The following is a 23,388-nucleotide window of genomic DNA, read 5'->3' on the forward strand; positions in this document are numbered from 1 at the left end:
CTCCCTCCTTCGCATCAAGCGTCGTCACCCGCGGGCCGCCGGGCCAGCGAGTGACGAGATTCGGTCTGGTTCAGCGGGCGTCCGGCGCGGCGGTGGCCTGTCCTTCCATCTCCGCGCCTGGAAAGCCCAGCGCGCCGAGGAAGAAGGCCTTCCAGTTGACCCTGACCCAGACCGTCACCTGGGTCTGCGCGCCGCCGACCTGGCAGTCGGCGGGCTTCACTTCGGCAGGCGAGTAAGCACTGACGACCTGTTCGGCGCGCGCGCACACCTCCTCCTGGCCCAGCAGGCGGGCCTGTCCGGTCTGGCGCAGGTACTCCACGTCGACGCGGTCCGCGCCCGCCCTGGCCGCCTGCTCGGCGACGTCCGCGGCGCGCAGCCTCGCGTTGATCGCCGCGCCGCCGTCCACGAGCAGGCCCGCGAGCAGGAACACCACGACGGAGAACAGCACCGTGAACACGGACATCGAGCCGCGCTCGTTCACTCCACCCTCCGGAACTGCTCCAGCGGCACGACCGACATGCCGGACATCTGCTTGACCGCGCCGAATCCCAGGAACTCCAGGTTCAGCTCGCAGGTCACCTCCGCCCTGACCTGCCCGCCTTCCTCCCAGGCGCTCCCGGCCAGCGAGATCCGGGGCGCGTCGCACTGCCCTTCCAGCGCGGCCTTCGCGCTCGCCTCCGCCGCGCCCTCCGCCCCTTCGAGCGTGCGCTGGACCGAGGCGGCCCTGGCGGCGTCCCTCGCCGCGCCGTTCACCTCGCCCTGCGCCTCGACCAGCCGTCCCGCGCCCACGAGGAACAGCAGGAACAGCAGGAAGATCGGCGCCAGCATCACCGTCTCCACAGCCATCGAGCCCCTGTCGGCGTTCACTGGCAGTCGTCGCCTCCGTTGTCGGGACGGAAGCACTCCACCGGGCCGCCCGACGTGGCCGTGATCGTGAAGGTCAGCTCGGGGAGCAGCGGGATCACCTGTACGGCGCTGCCCGTCACCGTCACCCAGCGTTCATCGACCCCTTTGGGTACGGCTGTCGCCGCGGCGCCGTCGAGGATGCGGGGACCGATGGCGTCGGCGACGTCCTCGGCCCTGGAGACGGCCTCGTCCTGCCAGCTCGTCGAGTCGAACGGGGCCGACCTGGCGATCCTCGCGCCCTCCCTGGCGGCGGCGTCGGCCACCTGGCGGCCGTGGAACCACAGCGCCACCTGGACGATCAGCAGGACGACGGCGAGCACGACCGGCATGATCATCGCCAGCTCGACCACCGTGGCCCCCCGCTCCCCGCCGCCCACGGCCGCGGGCCGAGGGAGGCCGGGCCCCACGGAGGCAGGCTCAGCTCCCTCGCCCCCGGCCGGAGGACGAGGGCTCCTCGGCACGCCTTCGATGGGAGAGAGGTGGCCGGTCAGGGCAGGTCGGGAGAGGGTCACTCGTTGCCGTCTCCCGAGCCGCCGCCTCCGCCGAAGCTGTTCTGGAGGTCGCTCTGCTTCTGCTCCACGAGCGTCTTGATGAGCGTCGCCAGCCCCAGCGCCACCCCCGCGATGATCGCGGTGATGATCACCCACTCGACGGCGGAGGCCCCACGCGTGGGGGCGGTGCGGGCGCGGTGCACGCGGACCCCGAGGTAGGCGGTCAGGTACACGATCCACGGATGGTTCATCACGACCCCAGCATCTTCATAGCGGCGGGAAAACTGAGAAAGATCACGAACCCGGCGCACAGCAGGAGCTGGGCGACGAGCATGGACTGGGACCGCTCCCCCGCCCGCCCCTCGATCTCGGCGAGTTCGCGGCGGCGCAGGGTGGCGGCGCGGGCGGTCAAGGAGGCGCGCACCTTCGCGCCGTCGTCGGCCACCAGCCCGAGAGCGGCGGACAGGTCGCGCAGCTCGTCGACGTTGATCTCCTCGCCGAGCTGGCCGAGCGCCTGCCACGGGGTGATGCCGACGATCCTGGCCCCGCTGAGGGCGTCGCGGATGCGGGACATCGCCCAGTTCGGCGAGTCGCCGCTGACGGAGACGGCCATCATCAGCGCCTCGGGGACGCCGCGTCCTCCCGCGAGGTTCATCGAGACCAGGTCGAGGAAGGCGCCGACCACGTGGCGGAAGTCGCGCCGCTTGGCCGCCGCGTCGCGCCTGATCTGCAGGTCGGGCAGGACGAAGAACAGCAGCGAGACGGCCAGCGCCGCCCAGAAGGGGATGGTCAGCGAGACGCCCCACTCCATCAGCGCCAGCCACCCCGCGAGCAGGGGGAAGGCGAGCAGCCCCGAGGCGGCCAGCAGCGCCTTGGTGGCGAGGAAGCCCTCGAACGAGCGTCCGACCAGCGCCAGGTCGGCCCTGATCGAGCGGACCTCCCAGCCTCTCGCGGCGTAGAGCCTGGCCAGCCGTACGCCGAGGCCGCGGCGGAAGGCGCTGACCTCCTCGTCGGGGAGCACGAGCTGGAGCCTGGGAGCGTCGGTGTCCTCCCTGGCGGCGTCGAGCGCGATGAGGCGGGCGACGAGCCCCGGCCTTGCGGGGAAGAGCGCCCTCGTCAGGAGGAACAGTCCGAGCCCGAGCACCCCGCCCGCCAGCACACCCTCAACCATGGGCACCTCCCGTGGGTGCGTCGAGACCGAGCAGCCTGGTCGGCTTGTCGAAGCGGGCCAGCCTGCGCATCCACGCGAACCCGGCCCCGAACAGCCCCGCCACCACCACGAGGACGGCCTGCCCCAGCCAGGAGCGGTACTCGGCCACGTAGGAGGGGTTGAAGACGACCAGCGCGGCGGCGAAGCCGAGAGCGGTGAGCACGACGATCTGCACCGACCGGCGGGTGGAGCGGCGCTCGGCCTCGACCCTGCGGCGCATGTCGAGCTCCTCCCGGGCCGAGACGGCAAGGGCTCCGAGCACGTCGCGCAGCCCTGGGCCGCGCAGCCTGGAGTTGAGGATCAGCGCCGCGATGACCAGATCGGCCGAAGGGTCGTCGAGCTCGTCGGCGAACATCCGCAGCGCGTCGGGCAGGGCCATGCGCGTGTGCAGGCGGTCGACCATGGCGCGCAGGTGCGGGCGGAGCATGGGCGCCGCCGCCCTGATGGAGGAGGGGATGGCCTGCTCCAGGCCCGCGGCTCCCGCGATGGTGTCGCGCAGGGACTCGGTCCACGCCGCCAGCCCCTCCAGCCTGACCATGGCGGCCCGCTCGGAGGCGGCTCCGCCTGACAGCCCTCGCCAGGCGAAGACGAGCAGCGCCGCGCCGCCCGCGACGACGGGCCACTGCGTCACCGCGAGGATCACCGTGGCCAGGATCGCCGCGACGGCCGTACGGGTGGACAGGGTGCGCACGAGGTGGCGGGGGGCGGACTTCGGGCGGGGGCGCAGGCCGTAGACGGAGAGGACGAGCAGGAACAGGCCGCCGCCTGCGGCGGCGCCCGACAGCAGGGCCAGCGGGTCGATGCCGGTCATCACCAGGCTCCTGGGGCGTAGCCGTGCGGGGCGAGCTCCTCGAGGCAGGAGACGGGCGCGTGCGGTACGGCGGTGCCGTCGGCCCCCGGCGCGAAGATCTCGCTGGAAAGGACGCGCCCGTCGACCCCGTTCACCTCGCGCACGCTGGAGACGAAGCGCCGAAGGGTGCCGCCTGCCGCGTAGTCGTTGCGCTTCTCGATGAAGACCACGAAGTCGATGGCGCCCGCGATGAGCATGTGGGTGGCGTCGATGGGCAGCCGCTCGGCGGCCTGGAGCGCGTAGGTGGAGATGCGGTTGAAGACCTCCATGCTGGAGTTGGCGTGGATGGTGGACAGCGAGCCGTCGTTGCCCTGGGTCATCGCGTTCAGCATGGTGACGATCTCGTCGCCGAGGACCTCGCCGACGATCACGCGCGACGGGTTCATGCGGAGGGATCGGCGTACCAGCTCGGCCATGGTGATCTCGCCCTGCCCCTCGGAGTTGGGCAGGCGCTGTTCGAAGGCGACGACGTTCGGGTGGAGCTCGGGGAACTGGTCGAGGCCGAGTTCGAGCGCGCGCTCGACGGTGATCAGCCGTTCGTGGGCGGGGATCTCGTTGGCCAGCGCCCGCAGAAGAGTCGTCTTGCCCGCGTTGGTGGATCCGGCGATCATGATGTTCTTGCGGGCGGCGACGGCGGCGGTGAGGAAGCGCCCGACCAGCGGGGTGAGCGTGCCGTTGCCCACGAGGTCGGACAGGAACACCTTGCCGAGCCTGGCCCTGCGGATCGACACGGCCGGCCGTACGGTGACGTCCATGACGGCCGAGAGGCGCGAGCCGTCGGGCAGGCGCAGGTCGAGTTGCGGGTTGGCGGTGTCGAACGGCCTGCTGGAAAGGCCCGAGTAGGCGGCCAGGATCTGGATGAGCTCGATCAGCTCCTCGTCGGACTCGGCGACGGGCTCGTGGGTGAGCTCCTGGCCGTCGGCGTAGCTGACGAAGACGCGGTCGCAGCCGTTGATGTCGATGTTCTCGACGTCGCCGTCGTCGAGCAGCGGCTGGAGGCGGCCGACGCCGAAGAGCGCGGCGTGGATCCCCGCCGCGAGCGCCTCCTCCTCTTCGAGTGTGGGCGGGGTACGGCCCGAGCCGATCTCTCCCCTGGCGAACTCCTCGAGCACCTGGGAGATCAGCGCGCGGGCGAACTGCCGCTCGTCCTCGCCCGTCATGGCGGGCATGCCGTTGGCCTGGTCGAGGCGGCGCTGGTGGGACAGGCGGTCGCCGACCTCCTGGCGGAAGCGCTTGACCAGCGAGTGGTCGATGGTCATGGCACCCTCACCTGGGAGGAGAGCCGTCCTGCGAGCTCGCGGGCCGTACGGATGAGCAGGGAGCGGTCGAGCCTGCCGCCCCACTGGCCGCGCAGCAGCTCTGCGCCCTTGGGATCGTGGGCCAGCCCCGCCACGAAGGCGGCCTGTCCTCCCACGATCCTGCGCACCTCGTCGATAGAGGCTCGATAGGTGCGGGGGTCGGCGATCACGACCACGCCGAGCTGCGGGCCCTTGGGCACGATCGCGAGGCGTTCGCGCAGGTGGGCGACGTGGTCGAGGCTGGCGCGGGTGAACAGCACGAGGAGTTCGGCCTCCGCGATCAGCTCGCCCACCTGGGGGTGGGCGCCGAGCCTGCCGCAGTCGGCCAGCACGTCGGCGCCCGGCAGGCCGGACAGCGCCCTTCCGAGCGGCCCCCACATCCAGGTCAGGCCTGCGGCCTGCTCGCCGTGGGTGAGCCCGGCCAGCACGTCGAGCCCACCGATGATCTTCTGGGTGTGCTCGTGGATCTGGGCAGGCTCCAGCCCGCGCCTGGCTGTGGCGCCCAGGGTGAGCAGCCCTCTGCCGGGGTTCAGCATGCCGCCGTCGGCGGCGGGCAGCCGGTAGGCCAGGTCGCCGCCCGCCGGGTCGCATTCGGCCAGCAGGACGGCGCGCGGCCAGACCGCGCCGAGCGCGGTCGCCGCGGTGGTGACGCCGGGCGCCCCCTTGTCGGCGGCCAGTACGATCAGCGCCACGTCAGCGCGCTCCCGGCAGCTCGGCCACCGCGATCTCGCCGCCGGAGGCGTAGGCGGCGATCTGCGGCGAGACGGTCGAGTCGACGATGACGGTGATCAGCCCCGCCGAGCCCGTCCTGGTCGGCTCGCCCACGATGTGCACCAGGGCGTTGGGCGCCAGCACCCTGCTCTGCGCGCCTGACGAGCGTCCTGGCACGTGGATGACCTGCACCCTGTCGCCCTCGCGCAGCCCCGCGGGCGCCTGGCCCGGCTTGAGCGCGAGCCCGACCTTGGCCTTGCCAGGGCCGAGCTCCTGGCTCGCGGTCACGGTCATCTGGTCGGTGAGGAGGGTGCCGGGAAGAATGGTCGCCGCGGCGTAGGTCTCGATGACGGCGAACCGCCGCGACCATGCCACATAGGCGACTCCTGTATCGGCTATCTGCACCTCTTCGAGGGCATTGGCGGAGATCTTCTGACCCCCGCCGATCTGTTGCACGACCCTGATCGCGGAAATGCGATCACCGCTGCGCATGACGAGCAGCGTGGTCGCCAGCGCGCCACCGAGAATGAGGAGGACGGCCAGCGCGGCGAGCGCGGGTTTGCGCTCGCGAGGGGGCACGGGAAGCTTGCGTGAGGTGCTGCTGGAGAGCACGCCTGCGGGCCCCGCCGAGTTCACGGCAGGCTTTTCGCTGGTCCTCATAGGTGGGGGGCTCCCATGATGAATTTGCGGGAATTCAGGCCATTATGTGCATCTGATGACGCCTGACGGGACCCGAATACGAGGACCAATGCTCCTTTCGCAGGTAGGAGCCTGTCAACCAGACCGGTTAATTAAAGCTGCTTGAATTGAATGCGTATTTGGTGATAGCGACCACATTGGTCACAGAATTCACAGACCTGTCACCCTGAACCTGTTCAAACTGTGGGATGCTTGCCGCATGGCCAGGCACAGCGGGCGCTTCGCCCGGTTTCGCCGTCGCTGGGTCGCGCGTCTCGCCGCGGCCCCCGCCACCTCGTGGATGGTGGGCAGGCTGCACAGGGCGGCCGCCAATCTGGTGGAGGTCACCGCCGAGGTGAACGCCTACGCGGGGCTGCTGGAGGAGAAGGCCGAGGAGCTTCGCGACCGCACGAAGGAGGCCGGCCGCCGGCCTCCTTCCTGATACCGGTGTCGTCATCCGGGCGGCGGGCACCGCGGTCACGCGTTAGCGTGGCGGCCGGTCCGACCCGGAGGAGCGGCACATGCGGATCATGCTCACCGTCCTCGACGAGCGCGGCGATCGTGACGTCGTGATCGAGGGCGACCAGGGCACCACGGTGGCCAGGGTGGCCGAGGCGCTGGCAGGCCCGCCGGAGGAGCCGCTGGCCAAGGTGGTCCGCCTGTCCAGGAACCGCGCCCCCTACGGCCTCGACGCCGAGCCCCGCATCCCGCGCCAGCGCGGCGAGACCCGCCTCTCGCCCGGCAGACGGGCGGGCAGGCACACCGGCCACCACAGAACCAGCGACCCGCCCGCGGCGGCCTCCGACGACGGATGGGCGCACGGGGTCGGCGGCCTGGGCTTCGACGGGCCGACGGTGTGGCGCGACGGCCGTCCCGTCGACCCGAGGGCCCCGGTCAGAGCCGTCCTGCGCAACGGCGACAGGATCACCCTCCACCCCCACCTCGCGAGCCTGACCCTGGTCGCCGAGCCCGGCGGCGTGGCCGAGGTGCGCGTCGTGGGAGGCCCGCAGGCGGGCTCGGTCCATCGCCTCGGCCTGGGCGTCCACGTGATCGGCGCCGACCCGAGCTGCGCGATCGCCGTACGCGACCCCTCGCTGGCGGCCGAGGCCGCGATCCTCCGCGTGACCCCCGAGTCGATCACGGTCGAACCGCCGAAGAGGAAGCCGCAGGAGCCTCCGCGTAAGAAGGCGAAGGGCCGATACGCCGAGGAACTCGACGAGCTGGCGCTGAGGGACACGCCCCCCATGGGGGAGCCCCCCGAGATCACCCTGGACGGCGAGCCCGTCACCGCGCCCGCCGACTGGCCCGAGCACGCCCTGCTGACGGCCGGCTCCTCGATCTTCACGCTGACCGCCATCGAACCCGCCGACGCGCATCTCGCCCCCCACCCCGACGGCGGGCTGGCCTACAACCGGCCGCCGAGGCTGCGCCGTCCCGACACCGCGCGCAGGTTCGAGGTGCCGCAGGAGCCCAGGCGGGCGGAGACGATGCGGCTGCAGCTGCTCGCCGCCCTGCTGCCCGCGGTGCTCGGCGTGACGATGATGCTGGTCACCGGCCAGTGGTACTACCTGCTCATCGCGCTCATGACGCCGCTCATCATGCTCGGCCAGTGGTGGAGCGACCGGCGGCACGGGCGCAAGCAGCACAAGCGCTCCGTCAAACAGTACAAAGAGGATCTGGCCGCCTTCCGCGAGGAGGTCGAGCAGGCCAGGAGAGACGACGAGCGGGCCCGCAGGGCCGCCGCGCCCGACCCGGCCGAGGTGCTGCTCACCGCCACGGGCCCACGCCGGAGGCTGTGGGAGCGCAGGATCCACGACGCCGACGCGCTCAAACTCAGGGTCGGGCTCGCCGACCTGCCCGCCGACCTGGAGTTCGACCAGCCGTACGAGAGCCCTGTCTGCAGGAAGGTGCCCGTGGCGCTGCCGATGCGACGCCTCGGCGTCGCGGGCGTGACGGGCGGGCGCGAGGCGACGGCGGGACTGGTGAGCTGGATGGTCGCGCAGGCGGCCGCGCTGCACAGCCCGCGCGACCTGGCGATCGTGGTGATCTCCGCCGGCTCCGACGCGGAGGAGCGGTGGGGCTGGGCGCGCTGGCTGCCGCACTGCGCCCCGCACGGCGGCGAGGACTGCGTGGTGCTGGTGGGCGCCGACCCCGAGGCGGCCGCCAGGCGGGTGGCGGAGCTGACGGCGCTGATCGACGAGCGGCTCAACACCTCGATCCCCGACTTCGGCAAGGTCCCGACCGGCTGGGACGACCTGGGCGGCCCCGAGACCGACAAGCGGCCCTCCTACGACGAGCGCCCCTACGACGTGCTGGTCGTGCTCGACGGCGCGCAGGTGCTGCGCGGGCTGCAGGGGATGCCGCAGGTGCTCAGGCAGGGCCCGCGAGCGGGCGTCTACACGCTGGCGGTGGACGGGGAGCAGCGGCTGCTGCCCGAGGAGTGCGAGACCGTGGCCGCCTGCGGCCTCGACGGCCAGGTACGGCTGCGCGGCGGCGGCCTAGACACGCTGGGCGCCGCCCTGACCGACCAGGTGCCGAACGAGTGGTGCGAGCGGCTGGCCAGAGCGCTCTCCCCTCTTCGCGACGTCTCGCGCGACGACCCGAACGGCAGCCTGCCCGAGGCTGTGCGCCTGCTCGACCTGCTGCACCCGCCCGTCCGGTGGGAGGCGCCGACCACCGAGGCGCTGCTCGGCGTCGGCCCCGAGGGCCCGTTCACCGTGGACCTGGCCAAGGACGGCCCGCACGCCCTGATCGCCGGCACGACGGGCGCGGGCAAGTCGGAGCTGCTCCAGACGCTGATCTGCGCGCTGGCCGCCCGCAACAGGCCCGACCAGCTGACCTTCGTGCTGATCGACTACAAGGGCGGCGCCGCCTTCAAGGACTGCGCGCGCCTGCCGCACACCGTGGGCATGGTCAGCGACCTCGACGGCCACCTCACCCAGCGGGCGCTGACCTCGCTGGCCGCCGAGATCAGGCGCAGGGAGCGGCTGCTGCTCGACGCGGACGCCAAGGACATCGACGACTACCAGGGCACGCTGCCACGCCTCGTGCTCATCATCGACGAGTTCGCCGCGCTGGTCGCCGAGCTGCCCGACTTCGTGGCGGGCCTGGTCGACATCGCGCGCAGGGGCCGTTCCCTCGGCATCCACCTGATTCTGGCCACGCAGCGTCCCGCGGGCGTGGTGACGGCCGACATCCAGGCGAACACCTCGCTGCGGATCGCGCTCAGGGTGACGGAGGCCGCCGAGTCCGCCGACGTCATCGGCATCCCCGACGCCGCGCACATCTCCAAGGCGACGCCTGGCCGCTGCTACGTCAAGCACGTGGCGGTGCAGGCCGCGAGGGTGGGCGGGCGGGCGCCCGGCGACGCGCAGGCGCAGCCGCGCGCGGTGGAGCTCGAGTGGGGGGCGCTGGGCAGGCCGCTGCCACCCGCGCCCGAACCTCTCGAAGGGCTGGCGATCACCGACCTGGCGATCCTGGCCGACACGATCGCAGCGGCGGCGGAGCGGGCCGATGTTCCCGAGCAGCCGAGCCCGTGGCTGCCGCCGCTGCCCGCGCAGGTCATCATCGGCGAACCCGACGGCCTGGAGTTCGGGGTGACCGACCTGCCGTGGGCGCAGCGGCGCCGGCCGCTCGCGCTCGACCTGGAGCGCGGCGGCCACCTGCTGATCGCGGGGGCGGCGCGCAGCGGCAGGTCCACCGCGCTGCGCACGATCGCGGGCGCCATCGCCGCCACCGCGTCGCCCGCCGACGTGCACCTGCACGTGATCGACTGCGGGTCGGGCGCGATGCTTCCCCTGGTCGCGCTGCCGCACTGCGGCGCGGTCGTCACCCGCGACCAGCTCGACAGGGTCGAACGGCTGCTCGCCAGGCTGCGCGAGGAGGTGGGCCGCAGGCAGCAGCTGCTGGCCGAGGCCGGACACGCCTCGCTGGCGGAGTACCGCGCGGCGGGACACAGGCTGCCGTGGCTGGTGCTGATGGTCGACAGGTGGGAGGGATACGTCGCGGCCTTCGAGGGCTACGACTACGGCAGGCTCACAGAGGCGCTGCTCCAGCTGCTGCGCGAGGGGCCCGCCGTCGGGCTGCGCGCGGTGGTGACGGGCGACCGCTCGGCGCTGCTCGGCCAGGTGTCCACCGTCTTCGACGAGCGGCTGGTCCTGCGGCTGGCCGATCCCGCCGACTACGGCCTCGCGGGGCTGCCCGTCAAGGACCTGCCCGCCGCCATGCCGCCGGGCCGGGCGCTGTCCACGAGCGAGCACGGCGTGGTGGAGAGCCAGATCGCCCTGCTCGACCCCGATCCCTCGGGCCCCGCGCAGGTGGCGGCCCTGCAGACGCTCGCCCGCTCTCGTGAGCCCGAGGGCGAGCCCCCGCTGCGGGTCGACGCCCTGCCGATGCGCATCACGACGGCCCAGGCGCTCGAGCTCGGGCCCTCCGGCGAAGGCCCGCTGTGGGCGCTGCTCGGCGTGGGCGGCGACGCGCTGGCTCCGGTGGGCGTGAACCTGCTCGCCCACGGCCCCGGCGCGGTCATCGCGGGCCCTCCACGCTCTGGCCGCTCGTCGGCGCTGCTCACCGCCGCGCGCTCGCTGATCTCCTCGGGCACCCCCGTCGTCGCCGTCGTCCCCCGTCGCAGCCCGCTGCGCGAGCTGGAGGGGGCGCTGGCCGTCCTGGACGGCAACGGCGTGGGCCTGCGCGAGCTGCTGGAGGGGCGCGAGCGCTACGTGGTCGTCGTGGACGACGCCGAGCTGATCAATCCCGACGCCCCGCTCGGCACGCTGCTGGAGGAGACCCTCAGAACCGGCAGGGACGGCGAGCACGGCCTGATCATCGCGGGCACGACGGGCGACCTGTCCACCGCCTACAGGGGCTTCGTGGCCGAGACGCGCAAGTCGCGCACGGGACTGCTGCTGTCGGTGCAGAGCCCCGCCGACGGCGACCTGTTCACCGTGCGGCTGCCGAGGGGCGCGGTGGGCGGGCCGCCCGGCAGGGGGCTGCTGGTGACCACCGGCACCGTGACCCCGATCCAGACGGCCCTGCCCTGCTAGGCCTGCCCGAGCGTCGGGCCGTCGATCACACTGGGGTTGTCGGGGACGAACACGTTGTCGTCCTCCATCAGCCAGGTGCCGTCGGTATTCGGAGGATCCTCCTGCTTCGGCGTCATGCCCAGGGGCGGCGGCAAGAACGGCATGCCGCCCATGCCGGACGAGCTCGGGCCTCGCGCGGAGACAGGGGCGACCGTTCCACCGCCACCACCACCGCCCATGCTGGTGCCGGTACCGGTGCTAGGGCCCGAGCCGGTGCTAGGGCCAGTGCCGGTGCTAGGGCCAGTGCCGGTTCCGGTCGCCGTCCTGGGGTCGGTGCTCGTGGGGGTGTCGAACCTTCGCTCCTGGAAGTCCGCCAGCTTCGTGGGGCCGGAATCCGGGCTGTTCAACACCCTGGTGGGATCGTCGGGCAGGTCAGGTGTCTTCGGAAGGTCGCCGTTCTGGCCGGGCGAGGTACCAGGGGGCACGTTTCCAGGGTAGGGCAGGTCGCCGGAGCCGTCCGGCAGGTCAGAGGCGTCCGAGCCCGGCCCCTTGCCGCCTGAACCCGGGCCGTTGGGGTCCTGGCCCCCTGGCCCGAGGCCGCCGTTGCCTGGTCCGCCTGGTCCGCCTGGGCCGGTACCTCCGGGGCCGAGGCCACCGGGACCGGTGCCGTCGGGCCAGCTACCCCCGCCAGTGCCGGTGCCGCCGTCACCGGTTCCGGGACCGCCAGGACCGCCGGTGTTCCACTTGGTGGGATCGAATCCGGGAAACTTCCCCCCACCGGGCGGCGGCTTGTCGATCGGCGGCATCGGAGGCCCTTCGCTGATGTCGGGCAGGTCCGAGCGCATCTCGGAGGGCAGGCGGTCGTAGATCTGTTTGAGCCCCTCATGGATCTTCACGAGGTCCTGCGCGGCCTTGTCCCTGTCGGACTCCCAGATATCCCCTCCGTCGAAGGTCAGGTCCTGGAAGCTGTCATCCCAGGACATGCCGTCGTTCCAGCGGCTGCTGAAAAGGCCGTCGGGCTTCTTCGGCAGCCCCGGAAGCACCGTCCTGCCCAGGTCCTCCAGCGCGTAGCCGATCGTGGAGGTCTTGCGGGAGAGCTCCTTGATCGTGATGTACAGCGCGCGCAGTGCCTGCTGCGCCTCGACAGACGGCTTGTCGGCCCAGACCTGGGCCATCCTGCCCGCCGCGCTCCAGATCGTCTCCAGGGTCTCGGCCAGGAGCTTGCTCGCGCTGACGTAGGCGCTTCCCATGTTCTCGATGGATCGGGCGTCTACCATCTCCAGGCCGTCCATGACCTTCGTGACGTGCTCGACCGGCGGGGTGCCATCGACGGAGAAGTCGCCGTTCTTCTTGACCGGGTACTGCGTCGACTTGATCTCCATCAGACGCTCTTCGTCTTGTTGTTGAGCAGTTCGGCCCAGTCCATGACGCCCGCGCCCGTGTAGACCTTTCCGAGCGCGGCCCTGTACTTGGCGATGACGTCGGGATAGATGTCCGAGATGGAGTAGTAGGCGTTGTCGATCGACTCGAAGAGGATCGCACCGGCCTCCCAGTACGTGGTCGTCACCGGGTTGCCCAGCGGCTTCGCGTGGCGCTGCACGTCCCTGACGGAGCCGGGCAGCAGCCCCTCCAGGCGCTCCAGCCCCGCCAGCAGCTCCTTCGCGATGCCCTTGAGCTTGTCCGCGTCGTAGTCGATCTCGTCAGGCTTCGGCTTCAGGCCAGGCCAGGAGTTCTCACGCCAGAATTCCCGCGCTTCAGGGTCCGCCATTCTTCCACCTCCGATTCGCCGTGATCACGACCTTAGTGGAACCCAGCCAAGTCGTGTAGAAGTTGGACATAAGGCTCCTATGCTGGCCTCCATGCAGACCCGCAAGGATCTCTACCAGGCGCACCGGCTGATGATGCAGCGCCTCGGCATGGCCCTGCTCCAGGCCGAGCCTGACGTTCCCGAGTCGCCGATGCGCAGGCAGAACGTCGCCATGTTCTGCGGACTGCTCATCGCGGTACTGATCGTCGCGGGGTTCGGGATCTGGGGCCTGATCAAACCTGGTGGCGCGACGAATCTCACAGAGCCTGGTCAGCTGCTGGTGGAGGAGGACACCGGCGCCACCTTCGTCTACAGCCAGGAGCAGCGCAGGCTGCTGCCGGTGACCAACTACGTCTCCGCCCGCCTGCTGCTCGACAGCACCGACGTCAAGGTGCGCAACGTGACAGCCGCCTCGCTGGCGGGCTTCACCCGCGGCCCGATGGTGGGGATCCCGGGGCTGCCGCCGTCTCTGCCGGTCAAGGAGAAGCTGGTCAAAGGGCCGTGGTCGGCCTGCGTCATGAACAGCAAGACACCCACCGGGCCGAGGGATCCGTTCGTGACGCTGGTGGGCGGCACTCCGGTGGGCGGCAGGCCGGTCGGTGCGGATGCCATGGTGGTCGTCGACAGCCAGCGCAACGGCTGGGTCATCTGGCGCGACCAGCGGATGCGGGTGGACCCTGCGGGCCTGGCGGCCCTGGGCGCGACCACGCTGCGCCAGGTGCCGGCCTCCTGGCTCAATGCCGTCCCCGAGGGCGTGCCCTTCCGCGGGCCGAGCATCCCCGACCTGGGCAGGAAGGTGAAGGGGCCGGACGGCAGGAGGGCGGCCGTCGGGCAGGTGTTCACCACGCCCGGCGTCGCCGGCGGCCCGCCCAGATGGTACGTGCTCCGCGGCGACGGCCTGGCGGCCGTCAGCTCGACCCAGGCGGACCTGCTCCTGAACGACCCGAAGATCAAGAAGGCGTACGGCAACCGCAGGGCCGTCCCGATCGAGATCGACGCGGCCACCGCCAACAGCAGGCGCTCGCGGGCCAATCTGCTGGCCAGCGGCCTTCCCCTGACCATGCCCAAGGTGATCACGGTGGACACGACCGTGCCGCTGTGCGCGGTGTACTCCGACGCGGCCAAGGGGTCGGTGAAGGCGGCGCTGACGATCGGCGGCACGATGTCCATCCCGACGCCCGCCGTCCTCGGCTCCGAGGACTACTACAGCCAGGTGATCCTGCCTCCGGGGAGCGCCGCGCTCGCCGGGCTGCTGCCGGGCGAGGGCCAGCTCAACGCCGTCAAGACCTACGACCTGATCACCGACCAGGGCCGCAGGTACCGGCTGCACTCTCCGGACCAGGTCGGCAAGCTGGGCTACGACGCGGGCGACATCACCCCGGTGCCCGCCCATCTCATCCACTTCATCCCACCGGGCCCGGTGCTCGATCCTGCCAAGGTGAAGAATCCCGTTGTGGTCAGTCAGTAGCAGGCGGGCCTTCCTGCTCGCCTTGATGGCGGCGGGGTGCGCCCCTACGCGAAGGACCACCCCGCTGGTGATCGCCACCGGCCAGCGCGGCGGGGTCTACTTCGAGTACGGCGAGGGCCTGGCCGCGGCGATCTCCGCGGACAGGTCAGGGCTGAGGCCGCGGGTGATCGCCACGGGAGCCTCGCTCGACAACCTGCGCCTGGTCGCGGAGGGCAGGGCCGACCTGGCGTTCACGCTGGCCGACTCGGCCGCTCTGGCCGTCCAGGGCGAGCCGCCCTTTCCCTCGCCGCAACCCGTGCGGGCACTGGCCAGGCTCTACGACAACTACGTGCACCTGGTGGTCAGGGCCGGGTCGGGCATCGTCTCCCTTGCGAGCCTGCGAGGTAAGCGAATCTCCTGCGGCGCGGCCGGCTCGGGCACCGAGATCATCGCCAGGAGGCTGCTCGCCCTGGCGCGGATCGAACCCGAACTGGTGGAGCGGCTCGACCTCACCACGTCGGCGTCGGCGCTGACCGCGGGGTCGATCGACGCCTTCTTCTTCTCCGGTGGCCTGCCCACCCAGACGGTCAGCGAGCTGGCGCGACGGCGGCTGATCCGCCTGGTGGACCTGCGCGACCACGCCGAGCCGATGCGTCGCAGGCACGGCGAGTTCTACAGCCCGCGCACCATCCCCGCCTCGGCCTACGGCCTGCCCGCCTGCGGCTCGATCGGGGTGGCCGACTACCTGATCGTGCGGCACGACATGCCGGAGGAGCTGGCCTACGAGCTGACGAACCTGCTGTTCAGCGACAGGGAGGCGCTGGAGCGCGCGCACCCCGAGGCGCGCAGGCTCACCGTCAGGTCCGCCTTCGTCACCGATCCTGTGCCGCTGCATCAGGGTGCCATCCGCTACTACAGGGAAAGCCGATCCTGACGTCGAGCCCGGTGGGCTCGCGCCCCAGCAGGTCGATCGAGCCGCCCGACGCCGCGACCAGCACCGACACGATCGACAGGCCGAGCCCCGTGCCGTCCACGTTCTGGTGCCTGGCCGACCGCCAGAACCGCTCCGTCGCCCTGGACAGCTCCTCCTCCGCCAGCCCTGGCCCGTCGTCCATGACGTGGATCACTCCCCGCTCCGCCTCCTGCTCGAGGTGGACGGTCACGGTACGGGCCCCGAACTTCAGCGCGTTGTCGATCAGCGCGTCGAGGATCTGGTCCAGCGCGTCGGGCAGCGCCCACACCGGCGCCTTCAGCCCACCGGTACGGCGCAGCACCACCCCCTGCCCCTCCCATGCCGCCACACGGCTGTCCACGACCTCCTCTGCGTCGACCTCGACGCACCCTGGATCGTCGTGCCGTTCCGCCCTGGCCAGCGCCAGCAGGCCCTCCAGGATGCGAGCCAGCCTGTCGCTCTCCTCCACGGTGAGGGCATGCTCGTGCAGCCCGCTCTCGCGCAGGTGGTCGGCCAGGTTCTCCACCCGCAGCCGCAGCGCGCCCAGCGGGGTGCGCAACTGGTGGCTGGCGTCGGAGACGAAGGCGCGCTGGCGCTCGAGCAGTTCGGTCACGGTGTCGGCCATGAGGTTGAACGAGAGGGCCAGACGTCTGAGCTCGGGCGGCCCTTCCATCCTGGCCATCCGGGCGTCCAGCCGTCCCTGGGTGATGTCGTGGGTGACGGCGTCGAGTTCCAGGACGGGACGCAGCGTCCACCTGGCCAGCCACCTGGCCGCCAGCCAGGTGAGGGCCAGCGCGAGCAGGTAGCCCGCGAACAGCACCGCCCAGTGCCTGGCGATCCTCGCGCGCAGCGGGCCCGTGGGAGTGATGGTGAGCGCCGCTCCCACGACCTCCCCCTCCTGGATCACCGGCACCGCGACCACCAGGTCTGCCGACTGCCACGGCCAGACCGTGCCGGGCTGCCACGGGTCGGCCGACAGCGCCCGTTCGATCGGCCGGCTCGCCTCCTCGAGCGACAGCCTGGGCGGCGCCACCGCGACGATCTTCCCCTCGCCGTCGAGCACTGCCGCGCCGATGCCGAACAGCTCGTGGTAGCGGACCAGCTCGGCCCGCAGCCGCTGGTTCTTGGCCGGGCCGAGCGCGGGGTCCGCCTGCGAGGCGAAGCGCTGCGTGTCACCCTGCTGCTCGATGAACGACTCGTGCGTCTCACGCACTGCCAGGTTGACCGCCAGCGGCACGATGAGGACGAGCAGCGACAGGGCCAGCAGCGACATGTAACTGATCAGCAGGCGTCGGCGCATGTCAGAGCGTTCGCATGCGGTAGCCCATGCCGCGAACGGTCTCGATCAGGCCGGGGTCGCCGAGCTTCGCGCGCAGGCTGGCGATGTGCACCTCCAGGGTGCGCGCCCCGCCCTGCCACGTGGTGTGCCACACCTCGGCCAGCAGGCCGTCCCTGCCGATCACCGCGCCGTCGGCTCTGACAAGAGCGTTCAGCAGGTCGAACTCCTTGCGGGTGAGGCGAACATCGGCGCCGTTCATCCTGACCGTGCGGGTGAGCTCGTCCACGTCCAGCGGGCCGTAGGAGCTGGAACCCCTGGAAGGGGGGCGGTGGCTGCGGACGCGGCGCATCACAGCCTCCATGCGCGCCTCCAGCTCGGCGACCCCGAAAGGTTTGACGATGTAGTCGTCGGCGCCCGCGCGCAGGCCGCGCACCCGCTGCGACTCCTCACCCCTGGCGGTCACCACGATGATGCCGGTCTGGGAGTCCGCGCGCAGACGGCGGAGCAGGTCGACGCCGTCCAGGTCGGGCAGGCCCAGGTCGAGCAGGACGAGCTCGGCCTGCGGTGCGGCCTGCCCCTCCGCCGCCGAGCGTGCGCGATCGACGTGGTGCCCGTGCCGCCGTAACGCGGTCACCAGCGCGTCGGCGAACCTGTCGTCGTCTTCGACGAGCAGGATCCGCATAGCTCAACAACTCCTCAAATCTGACATCGAATATTTCACCACCGTTAACTCGAGTTCCTATCCTCCCCCTAAACGGGACGAGGAGGGCTAGTGGGGCAGGAGTCACAAGGATTCGCCTATCTGCCGGACTCGCTCAAGAAGGCCATGCGGGCATGCGCTGCCCAGGTGGACGACGTGGCGTGGATGGAGCGAGCCTTCGCTCCTGCCGAGCTGAGGCGTGAGGACTTCGGGATGGCTCCGGGCTCCGAGTCCGTGGCCGCCGCCTACTGCGGCGATCCTGGGCGTTACGAGTCGGTCGCCGCCTACCTCAAGGACCTGCGGCTCGCACTGGAGTTCGTGGCGCTCGCCCTCGGCGAGTCCGAGACCACCTATGTCAGGGCGGCGCCAAGGTGACGAGGGAAGCCAGCCTCAACCCCCTCACATGGAACTGGAATCCCGGTTCGTGGGGCTGGGACTTCGACGCCGGCGCGCTCCTCGACGGAGGCCCGCTGCTGAGCACGCTCCGCTCGATGTGGAACGCGCTGCCGTTGATGTTCGACGACCGTGTCGAGCTGCGCCTCATGGCGGCCGCCGACGCGCACCGGCGGCTCGACGCCGACCTCGACCGATTGCACAACGCGATCGACCCGGCGGTGTCCAAGATCGTGCAGGAGTGGAAGGGCGCGGCGGCCGACCAGTTCCGCCTGGCGTGGGGCAAGGTGGTCGATCCCCACGCGAGGGCCGCGCTCAGGCAGAGCTGTCTCGGCGTCGCCGAAGTGCTCGAAGCCGTGCTCAACGCCACGAACATGACCAAGCAGGCCATCATCGAGCTGGTCAGGACGGCGGTGCTGTGGGCGGCGCTGTTCTTCGCACTCCGGCTGGCCGCCAACATCTGGGCCGCGTACCTCGCCTACCTCAGGTCCGCCAAGCTCGTCATGGAGGCCGTCGCGTTGCTGCAGAAGCTCGCGTCGGTGTTCGCCAGCGTCGGCAGGGTGCTGGCCAGGCTGCCGCTGGCCGGACGGCTGACCTTCATCCCGAAGCTCGGCGGCATGCTCAAGACCGCCGCCATGCGCCCGTTCAGCTTCGAGGCGATGACCAAGCTGGCCTCGGCCAGGTTCGGCGCCTACGCCAAGACCTCCGCCTGGGTCTACGCGGGGGTGCTCGGCTCGCAGATGGCGGCGCAGGGGATGAGGGGCGAGAGCGTCTTCAACCTCTCACCCATGACGTTCTCCCAGGCGGGCGCCGTCACCACCGGCGCCATGCTGGCAGGCACGTTCGTGCCCGTGGCGAGCGTCTTCGGCAAGGGCCTCTTCCAGGGCGGCGCCGCCGCCTCCTGGTCGGCCAGCTTTGTCAAGAGCGGGGTGGCCGTCGGCGAATCGGGCATGGCCTTCGGCGGCTTCGTCGCGACCCGCAACCTGGTCACCTCCAAGATGTCGTGGCTGGCCAAGCTCGGGCCCGACGCGCAGAAGCAGGCCCTGGGCTTCGCACCCACGGCCGCCTTCAGGGTCTGGCGCCCGTTGGACTCCCCCAAGCTGCCCCAGGAACTGCCCGCGTGGGAACGACCGGCCGTCGAGCGGTGGTCAGTCAACGAGGGCTCGCTGTGGGAGGTCGCCCAGAAGGTGTGGGGCGACGGCTCCAGATGGCGGGAGATCTACGACGCCAACCGCGACCTGATCGGTCCCGACCCCAAGGTTCTCAGAGTCGGGCAGGTCCTCAGCATTCCGGAGTGAGGCGCCGTCGCCGCACGGCCCGGAGAGCCGTTACCCCTGGAGCTCGTCGGGCAGCTTGACGCCCCCGAGGTTGCCGAGCTTCTTGTTCTGGTCGCCGACCATCTTCGGCGTGAGCTGTCCCGTGCTCTTCTGGTAGGTGAGCCCGAGGCTGTCGTAGGCCGGCTGCGCCTTCATGCTCTCGAGCTTGGCCTGCTGCTGCTGGCTGAGCGCCTGGATTCCCATCCAGATGCCGCTGAGCGCGAAGGCCGCCACCAGCAGCTTGCCCTTGGCCGCCTTGATGGTGGCCCAGAGCCGGCTCAGGATGGGGGTCGCGGTCAGCTCTCCCGTGGCTCCTCCCACGGGACCCAGCGCCCACGAACTGCGCATGAAGATCGCGAGGAAGAACATGCCGAGAGCCACCGCCCCCGCCACATAGGACAGCTTGTCCCAGAGCTTCGAGGCGCCCTCCATCCCGCCGCCCGTGCCGTTGCGGAGCTCGACGTTCTGCAGCAGTTGGTCGTCGATCTCGCTCAGGAGTCCCATGACCTGTTCGCGGGCCTGGCCCGTCCAGCGGGCACGCGCGTCCAGATCCTTGGCGAAGTGGGCCAGCGAGTCACGCAGTGCCCTGATCTCCTCGGTCAACCCGCCGGCGTCGATCGTCTTCCACGCCTGCGTGGCGACCTTCATCCCGTCAGGATGACCCTGCATCAGGCCGATCGCCAAAGGGATCACGAACGCGATCGGACGCCGCATCAGCATGGCCGCGCCCAAGGCCAGGCTCGCCGCCGACGTGAACCGCTCCACTCCGAGACCGTCAGCCACCTGTCACACCTCGTGGGTCAGCGTCGGGGGCGCGATGCCGTCATCGTCCATCCACGTGCCCTCTTCTTCGCGAAGCTCGTAGGTGTCCTCGGTCTTCTCCTTGTTGTCCCCGCCGTTCATGCCCGGCGCCATCGGCGTCATCGGCATCATCGGCATGCCGTTCATTCCTGCTGCTCCGCGAGCGGCGGCGGGCAGCCCTGCGGCCGCGGCGCCCGTTCCTCCGCTGCCGTACCCCGTGCCGGTTCCGCCCGCTCTGCCGTACGAGCCGGTGGGGTCTCCGGTAGTGGTGGGCACCTCGGGGACGCGCACCTGGGGCACCTGGGGCGTCTGGACGTTCGGCGGCTGGTAGTCGGCCAGGCTCGTCCGAGGGTCGGGCATGTTCACGCCGGGGTTGCCGGCGTTGACGTCGGGCCCGCCCGGGACGTTCAGGTCAGGAGTCTTCAGATCGGGACTGCGCAGGTCGGGACTGTTCAGATCCGGAGTCCTGAGATCCGGAGTCCTGAGATCCGGAGTCCTGAGATCCGGGGTCTTGAGATCCGGACTCTTGAGATCCGGGGTGGTCAGGTCGGGGTACCTGTGATTCGGATCGTTCATGTCCGGCACGTTGGGCGTGTTGATGGGCAGGTCGGCCCCCGACCCTCCTCCAGGATTCTTCAGACCAAGGTTGCCCAGGTTGGGATCGAAGGAGGATCCACCGAGATTGCCCAGCCCGCCGAGCCCACCTGGGCCGATGTTGCCCAGATCGCCGAGGCCGCCGAGGCCGCCGGTCCCGCCGCCTGGGCTGCCGTCGCCCTTGCCCTTGCCCGCTTCGTCCGCTTCGTAGTAGTTGGCGTCAGCCAGCTTCAGCGCCGTCCGCCATGACTCCAGCACGTCGCGGAACGCCATGAGGCTCGTGACCTCCTGGTCGCGGCATCTCTTGTGCGCGTCGTTCATGGACGAGCACATGACGCCGAAGCCCGGCCACGGCACGTCGATGTCGCCGGTCCTCGCCGCGAACCTGCCTGCGAGATCCTGATCCCCATCGAGGGTGCGCGAGGTCGGTTCGATCTGGCCGTCGGCGTAGGAGAAGCCAGAGGACGGCGCCCTGCCGCTCGAGGACAGTCCGGACAGCCCAGACAGACCAGACAGGCCGGACAGCGGGTCACCCGAGGTACCGGAAGCGCTCATGCCTCATCCCGCAGGCCGAGATAGGGATTCGTCACGTCGTGCGGCGGGGCCCACGGGTTGGAGTCCTCCCGCAGGGCCGTGGTGCGGCCAGAGTCCTCGTTCGCCTCCCCGCCGATGGCTCCCATGCCGCCCATCGGCAGGAGCGGCATGCCGGAGCCGAACGCGCCACGGGAGGCCGCCGAGGTCAGCGCTCCCTGACCCGCGAGCTGGCCAGGGGCACCCAGCACCGAGGGAACGCCTGTCGTTCCGTTCGTGGGGGTCACGAAGGTGTTGGGCGTCGCGGGCGGGGTCGAGATCGTCTGCGGTGCGGTGGGCGGCACGTGGCTGAACGGCGTCGAGGTCTGCGGAGTGGGGCTCGTGGTCTGGGTCGGGTTGTAGGTGGCCGTCTCCGTCTGCCCCGGATCGTTGTGGCCGATCACCGGCGGCGTGGTGCCGTCCTTACCGGTGCCGGTGCCGGTGCCGCTCCCGTTGCTGCCGCCCGGACCCGCGCCCGTGCCGTTCCCCGTGCCGTCGCCGGTCCCTGCGCCGGTGTCGTTTCCGCCGCCGGCGCCAGGAGAGTTCGGATCGGTGTCGCCGGGGCTGCCCGGTCCGGGGTTCGTGCCGGGCCTGTCCGGGTTCTGGGGCGGCGTCGTATCGCCGCCTCCTGGACCTCCTCCGGGGGCCGTTCCGCCAGGACCGACGTCGCCTGAAGGACCTCCGCCGGAACCGTTGGATCCGCCCGAACCGGGAGAGTAGTCGTCGGTCCTGAAGGAGGGGGTCTCGAAGGAACCGTTCCTCGACGAGGACGAGGAACGGTCCTCGAACGACACGCTCGTCCGCCGGTAGTCCGCGCCGCTCGGAGGGGCCGGGATCTCCAGGTCGTAGGAGATGTCGTCGGGCACCCCGGACTGGTAGAGGTCGAGGATCTGCTTGTTGAGGTCCTGCAGGATCTGCTGGGCGCGCTGGTCCTGCTTGACCCTGAAATTGGCGGTGATCGGATCCTCGCCCAGGTTGATCGGCGGGGCGGTGAGACCGGGCGTCGGCGCGGCGCCGGATGATCCTGAGCCCGGCGAGGCGCCGATTGTCGGGGAGGTGCCGATCGTCGGCTTGAGCCCGGGGCTCGGCGAGGGGAAGGTCTGGGTGACCGGGTTGATGACCTCGACCTTCTCGATGGCGGCGGGAAGGTGCGTGGCCCCGTAGGCGTCGAGCGCCTTCGCCATCTGTTCCATCTTGGTGACCAGTTCGAGGCCCGTGTGGTCGAGCTTCTTCAGGCTCTTCTGGAACAGCGCGGCCGTCGGCCCGCCCCACATCTCGCTCAACCCCGTCGCCGCGGTGAGCAGCGAGTCACGGGCCAGCTTGATCATCGAGGCGGCGCTGGAGTACGCGTCGGCCGCCTGCACGATGGCCGCCGGGTTGGTGTCGTTCAGCCACTTCTTGATCTGCTCGGCGGACGCTGTGACCGCGCCGGCGTCAGGTACGGCACCGGCCTTGATCTGGTAGGTGTTCGACTCGCGAGCCACGCTGACCTTCCCCTGGCGGCGTCAGCCGCCGTTGTACACGTTGGTCTTCTCGTACTCGACCGCGTGGTCCTCCAGTGACTGGATGACCGCCTCGAACGTCGAGACGAACTTCGAGTAGACCGCTTCGAGACCGCCGGCCTTGCCGCCGCAGCTCGCTTCGGGGTCCGGCCCTGTCGAGCCGACCGTGTGCGCGAACGCCAGTGCTGAAGGCCACCGGCCGACGTCGTCCTCGGAGATCCTCGCGTGACCCTGAACGCTCTCGAGCGCACCGGTCATGAATCTCTCGCCGGGGATGGCAGGGCCGCCCATACCCCTGCCGTTCATCACGTCGAGGGTGCGGCGCATCTCTCTGGCGATCGCGCGCATCCTGCTGACGCTGAACTCGACGGTGTTCTGGTCACCATCGAGTCCCGGCCATCGCTCATCGCCTGGTTCTGCCATGACACCCTTCCGCAGTCACGACGACGAAGCCGGCCACCGCGAGTCACAGTGACCGGTGGGCCGACTCGTCTAGCTCTGGAGCCACATCTTGACATTGGCCCGCTCGGCGGCCTGGTAGTTGTCGTTCGCGGTGTTGACGTGGATACCGGCGGCTGCCAGCTCCTGGCGCATGATCGCGGCCTCGGCGTCCCACTTGCGCTTCTTCTCTTCGAAGAAGGTCTTCGCTCCACCGCCCCAGGCGTCCTTCTCGGGCCCGTCAGCACCGTCCGAGTCCCCCAGGATGATCCTGAGATCCTTCATGAGTTCGTCGGTGATCGTGTCGAACTGGGAGAGGATCCTGCTGAGGTCGCCGGTGGCGTTCTCCATACTGCTGAAGTTGACCCTGACGCGATCGTCGAACGACATCTTGACGTCGTCGCTGGGGAATGCCATAGGGGTC

24 protein-coding genes are annotated in these 23,388 nt (G+C 70.8%); 6 read left to right on the forward strand and 18 right to left on the reverse strand.

Going from position 1 to position 23,388, the window contains the following annotated elements; all coding sequences use genetic code 11:
* Positions 1-70: 70 nt before the first annotated feature.
* The 9 genes from ABFX55_RS30215 to ABFX55_RS30255 all read right to left on the reverse strand — a co-directional run bounded on the left by ABFX55_RS30215 (position 71) and on the right by ABFX55_RS30255 (position 6,126).
* The gene (locus tag ABFX55_RS30215) at positions 71-463 is read right to left on the reverse strand and encodes a pilus assembly protein TadG-related protein (RefSeq protein WP_346126127.1); all 393 of its coding nucleotides are present in this window, start codon (positions 461-463) and stop codon (positions 71-73) included.
* Between the two features lie 14 nt (positions 464-477).
* The gene (locus ABFX55_RS30220) at positions 478-867 is read right to left on the reverse strand and encodes a TadE/TadG family type IV pilus assembly protein (RefSeq protein ID WP_346126128.1); all 390 of its coding nucleotides are present in this window, start codon (positions 865-867) and stop codon (positions 478-480) included.
* Positions 864-1,313: a TadE family protein gene (locus tag ABFX55_RS30225; RefSeq protein WP_346126129.1), complete on the reverse strand. Its 450-nt coding sequence runs from the start codon at positions 1,311-1,313 to the stop codon at positions 864-866. The genes ABFX55_RS30220 and ABFX55_RS30225 overlap by 4 nt, the downstream gene beginning before the upstream one ends.
* Positions 1,314-1,414: 101 nt before the next feature.
* A complete protein-coding gene (locus tag ABFX55_RS30230) occupies positions 1,415-1,648 on the reverse strand; it encodes a hypothetical protein (protein ID WP_183650312.1) in 234 nt (77 codons plus the stop codon).
* A complete protein-coding gene (locus tag ABFX55_RS30235; RefSeq protein WP_183650315.1) occupies positions 1,648-2,568 on the reverse strand; it encodes a type II secretion system F family protein in 921 nt (306 codons plus the stop codon). Before ABFX55_RS30235 ends, ABFX55_RS30230 begins: the two co-directional genes overlap by 1 nt.
* Positions 2,561-3,418, reverse strand: coding sequence for a type II secretion system F family protein (locus ABFX55_RS30240; RefSeq protein WP_346126130.1), 858 nt, complete (start codon positions 3,416-3,418; stop codon positions 2,561-2,563). Before ABFX55_RS30240 ends, ABFX55_RS30235 begins: the two co-directional genes overlap by 8 nt.
* Positions 3,418-4,716, reverse strand: a complete 1,299-nt coding sequence (locus tag ABFX55_RS30245; protein WP_346126131.1) for a TadA family conjugal transfer-associated ATPase — start codon at positions 4,714-4,716, stop codon at positions 3,418-3,420. The genes ABFX55_RS30240 and ABFX55_RS30245 overlap by 1 nt, the downstream gene beginning before the upstream one ends.
* Positions 4,713-5,447: a hypothetical protein gene (locus tag ABFX55_RS30250; protein ID WP_183650324.1), complete on the reverse strand. Its 735-nt coding sequence runs from the start codon at positions 5,445-5,447 to the stop codon at positions 4,713-4,715. Before ABFX55_RS30250 ends, ABFX55_RS30245 begins: the two co-directional genes overlap by 4 nt.
* A 1-nt stretch (position 5,448) precedes the next feature.
* A complete protein-coding gene (locus ABFX55_RS30255) occupies positions 5,449-6,126 on the reverse strand; it encodes a hypothetical protein (protein WP_183650327.1) in 678 nt (225 codons plus the stop codon).
* Positions 6,127-6,364: 238 nt separating this feature from the next.
* Between ABFX55_RS30255 and ABFX55_RS30260 the strand changes: the two genes are divergently transcribed.
* Positions 6,365-6,586, forward strand: a complete 222-nt coding sequence (locus ABFX55_RS30260) for a hypothetical protein (RefSeq protein WP_346126132.1) — start codon at positions 6,365-6,367, stop codon at positions 6,584-6,586.
* A 79-nt stretch (positions 6,587-6,665) separates the two neighbouring features.
* On the forward strand, positions 6,666-11,186 hold the full coding sequence (locus ABFX55_RS30265; protein WP_346126133.1) for an FtsK/SpoIIIE domain-containing protein: 4,521 nt from the start codon (positions 6,666-6,668) through the stop codon (positions 11,184-11,186).
* Here the strand turns inward: ABFX55_RS30265 and ABFX55_RS30270 are convergent.
* Together ABFX55_RS30270 and ABFX55_RS30275 are read right to left on the reverse strand one after the other, a co-directional pair.
* Positions 11,183-12,547, reverse strand: a complete 1,365-nt coding sequence (locus ABFX55_RS30270; protein ID WP_346126134.1) for a hypothetical protein — start codon at positions 12,545-12,547, stop codon at positions 11,183-11,185. The two genes, ABFX55_RS30265 and ABFX55_RS30270, sit on opposite strands and share 4 nt — an antisense overlap.
* Positions 12,547-12,933, reverse strand: a complete 387-nt coding sequence (locus tag ABFX55_RS30275; RefSeq protein WP_346126135.1) for a hypothetical protein — start codon at positions 12,931-12,933, stop codon at positions 12,547-12,549. Before ABFX55_RS30275 ends, ABFX55_RS30270 begins: the two co-directional genes overlap by 1 nt.
* Before the next feature lie 91 nt (positions 12,934-13,024).
* Between ABFX55_RS30275 and eccB the strand changes: the two genes are divergently transcribed.
* The gene (gene eccB / locus ABFX55_RS30280; RefSeq protein WP_346126136.1) at positions 13,025-14,440 is read left to right on the forward strand and encodes a type VII secretion protein EccB; all 1,416 of its coding nucleotides are present in this window, start codon (positions 13,025-13,027) and stop codon (positions 14,438-14,440) included.
* The gene (locus ABFX55_RS30285) at positions 14,424-15,353 is read left to right on the forward strand and encodes a TAXI family TRAP transporter solute-binding subunit (RefSeq protein WP_346126137.1); all 930 of its coding nucleotides are present in this window, start codon (positions 14,424-14,426) and stop codon (positions 15,351-15,353) included. Before eccB ends, ABFX55_RS30285 begins: the two co-directional genes overlap by 17 nt.
* Here ABFX55_RS30285 and ABFX55_RS30290 read toward each other — a convergent pair.
* Together ABFX55_RS30290 and ABFX55_RS30295 are read right to left on the reverse strand one after the other, a co-directional pair.
* A complete protein-coding gene (locus ABFX55_RS30290) occupies positions 15,292-16,671 on the reverse strand; it encodes a sensor histidine kinase (protein WP_346126138.1) in 1,380 nt (459 codons plus the stop codon). The genes ABFX55_RS30285 and ABFX55_RS30290 overlap by 62 nt on opposite strands.
* A 1-nt stretch (position 16,672) precedes the next feature.
* On the reverse strand, positions 16,673-17,332 hold the full coding sequence (locus ABFX55_RS30295) for a response regulator transcription factor (protein ID WP_346126139.1): 660 nt from the start codon (positions 17,330-17,332) through the stop codon (positions 16,673-16,675).
* A gap of 90 nt (positions 17,333-17,422) precedes the next feature.
* Between ABFX55_RS30295 and ABFX55_RS30300 the strand changes: the two genes are divergently transcribed.
* Positions 17,423-17,725 carry a hypothetical protein gene (locus ABFX55_RS30300; RefSeq protein WP_346126140.1) on the forward strand — a complete coding sequence of 101 codons (303 nt, stop codon included), beginning with the start codon at positions 17,423-17,425 and terminating at the stop codon, positions 17,723-17,725.
* Positions 17,722-19,041 (forward strand): LysM peptidoglycan-binding domain-containing protein, encoded by a 1,320-nt coding sequence (locus tag ABFX55_RS30305; RefSeq protein WP_346126141.1) that lies wholly within the window; start codon positions 17,722-17,724, stop codon positions 19,039-19,041. The genes ABFX55_RS30300 and ABFX55_RS30305 overlap by 4 nt, the downstream gene beginning before the upstream one ends.
* Positions 19,042-19,071: 30 nt before the next feature.
* On the opposite strand, the gene ABFX55_RS30310 is transcribed toward ABFX55_RS30305, so the two are convergent.
* From ABFX55_RS30310 to ABFX55_RS30330, 5 genes are all read right to left on the reverse strand, one after another.
* The gene (locus ABFX55_RS30310) at positions 19,072-19,842 is read right to left on the reverse strand and encodes a hypothetical protein (RefSeq protein WP_346126142.1); all 771 of its coding nucleotides are present in this window, start codon (positions 19,840-19,842) and stop codon (positions 19,072-19,074) included.
* A gap of 3 nt (positions 19,843-19,845) precedes the next feature.
* Entirely contained in the window at positions 19,846-21,009 is a 1,164-nt protein-coding gene (locus tag ABFX55_RS30315) for a hypothetical protein (protein ID WP_346126143.1), read from the reverse strand.
* Positions 21,006-22,508, reverse strand: coding sequence for a WXG100-like domain-containing protein (locus tag ABFX55_RS30320; protein ID WP_346126144.1), 1,503 nt, complete (start codon positions 22,506-22,508; stop codon positions 21,006-21,008). Before ABFX55_RS30320 ends, ABFX55_RS30315 begins: the two co-directional genes overlap by 4 nt.
* Positions 22,509-22,529: 21 nt before the next feature.
* Entirely contained in the window at positions 22,530-22,949 is a 420-nt protein-coding gene (locus tag ABFX55_RS30325) for a hypothetical protein (protein ID WP_346126145.1), read from the reverse strand.
* Positions 22,950-23,018: 69 nt separating this feature from the next.
* A complete protein-coding gene (locus tag ABFX55_RS30330; protein ID WP_346126146.1) occupies positions 23,019-23,381 on the reverse strand; it encodes a WXG100 family type VII secretion target in 363 nt (120 codons plus the stop codon).
* Positions 23,382-23,388 lie beyond the last annotated feature (7 nt).

This window comes from Nonomuraea roseola (assembly GCF_039535395.1).
In the GTDB taxonomy this organism is placed as follows: Bacteria; Actinomycetota; Actinomycetes; order Streptosporangiales; family Streptosporangiaceae; genus Nonomuraea; species Nonomuraea roseola.

Coding starts and splice junctions, on each gene's coding strand:
- ABFX55_RS30215 (WP_346126127.1), bottom strand. CDS start 463: ATGTCCGTGTTCACGGTGCTGTTCTCCGTCGTGGTGTTCCTGCTCGCG.
- ABFX55_RS30230 (WP_183650312.1), bottom strand. CDS start 1,648: ATGAACCATCCGTGGATCGTGTACCTGACCGCCTACCTCGGGGTCCGC.
- ABFX55_RS30235 (WP_183650315.1), bottom strand. CDS start 2,568: ATGGTTGAGGGTGTGCTGGCGGGCGGGGTGCTCGGGCTCGGACTGTTC.
- ABFX55_RS30240 (WP_346126130.1), bottom strand. CDS start 3,418: ATGACCGGCATCGACCCGCTGGCCCTGCTGTCGGGCGCCGCCGCAGGC.
- ABFX55_RS30245 (WP_346126131.1), bottom strand. CDS start 4,716: ATGACCATCGACCACTCGCTGGTCAAGCGCTTCCGCCAGGAGGTCGGC.
- ABFX55_RS30255 (WP_183650327.1), bottom strand. CDS start 6,126: ATGAGGACCAGCGAAAAGCCTGCCGTGAACTCGGCGGGGCCCGCAGGC.
- ABFX55_RS30260 (WP_346126132.1), top strand. CDS start 6,365: ATGGCCAGGCACAGCGGGCGCTTCGCCCGGTTTCGCCGTCGCTGGGTC.
- ABFX55_RS30265 (WP_346126133.1), top strand. CDS start 6,666: ATGCGGATCATGCTCACCGTCCTCGACGAGCGCGGCGATCGTGACGTC.
- ABFX55_RS30270 (WP_346126134.1), bottom strand. CDS start 12,547: ATGGAGATCAAGTCGACGCAGTACCCGGTCAAGAAGAACGGCGACTTC.
- ABFX55_RS30275 (WP_346126135.1), bottom strand. CDS start 12,933: ATGGCGGACCCTGAAGCGCGGGAATTCTGGCGTGAGAACTCCTGGCCT.
- eccB (WP_346126136.1), top strand. CDS start 13,025: ATGCAGACCCGCAAGGATCTCTACCAGGCGCACCGGCTGATGATGCAG.
- ABFX55_RS30290 (WP_346126138.1), bottom strand. CDS start 16,671: ATGCGCCGACGCCTGCTGATCAGTTACATGTCGCTGCTGGCCCTGTCG.
- ABFX55_RS30295 (WP_346126139.1), bottom strand. CDS start 17,332: ATGCGGATCCTGCTCGTCGAAGACGACGACAGGTTCGCCGACGCGCTG.
- ABFX55_RS30315 (WP_346126143.1), bottom strand. CDS start 21,009: ATGAGCGCTTCCGGTACCTCGGGTGACCCGCTGTCCGGCCTGTCTGGT.
- ABFX55_RS30325 (WP_346126145.1), bottom strand. CDS start 22,949: ATGGCAGAACCAGGCGATGAGCGATGGCCGGGACTCGATGGTGACCAG.
- ABFX55_RS30330 (WP_346126146.1), bottom strand. CDS start 23,381: ATGGCATTCCCCAGCGACGACGTCAAGATGTCGTTCGACGATCGCGTC.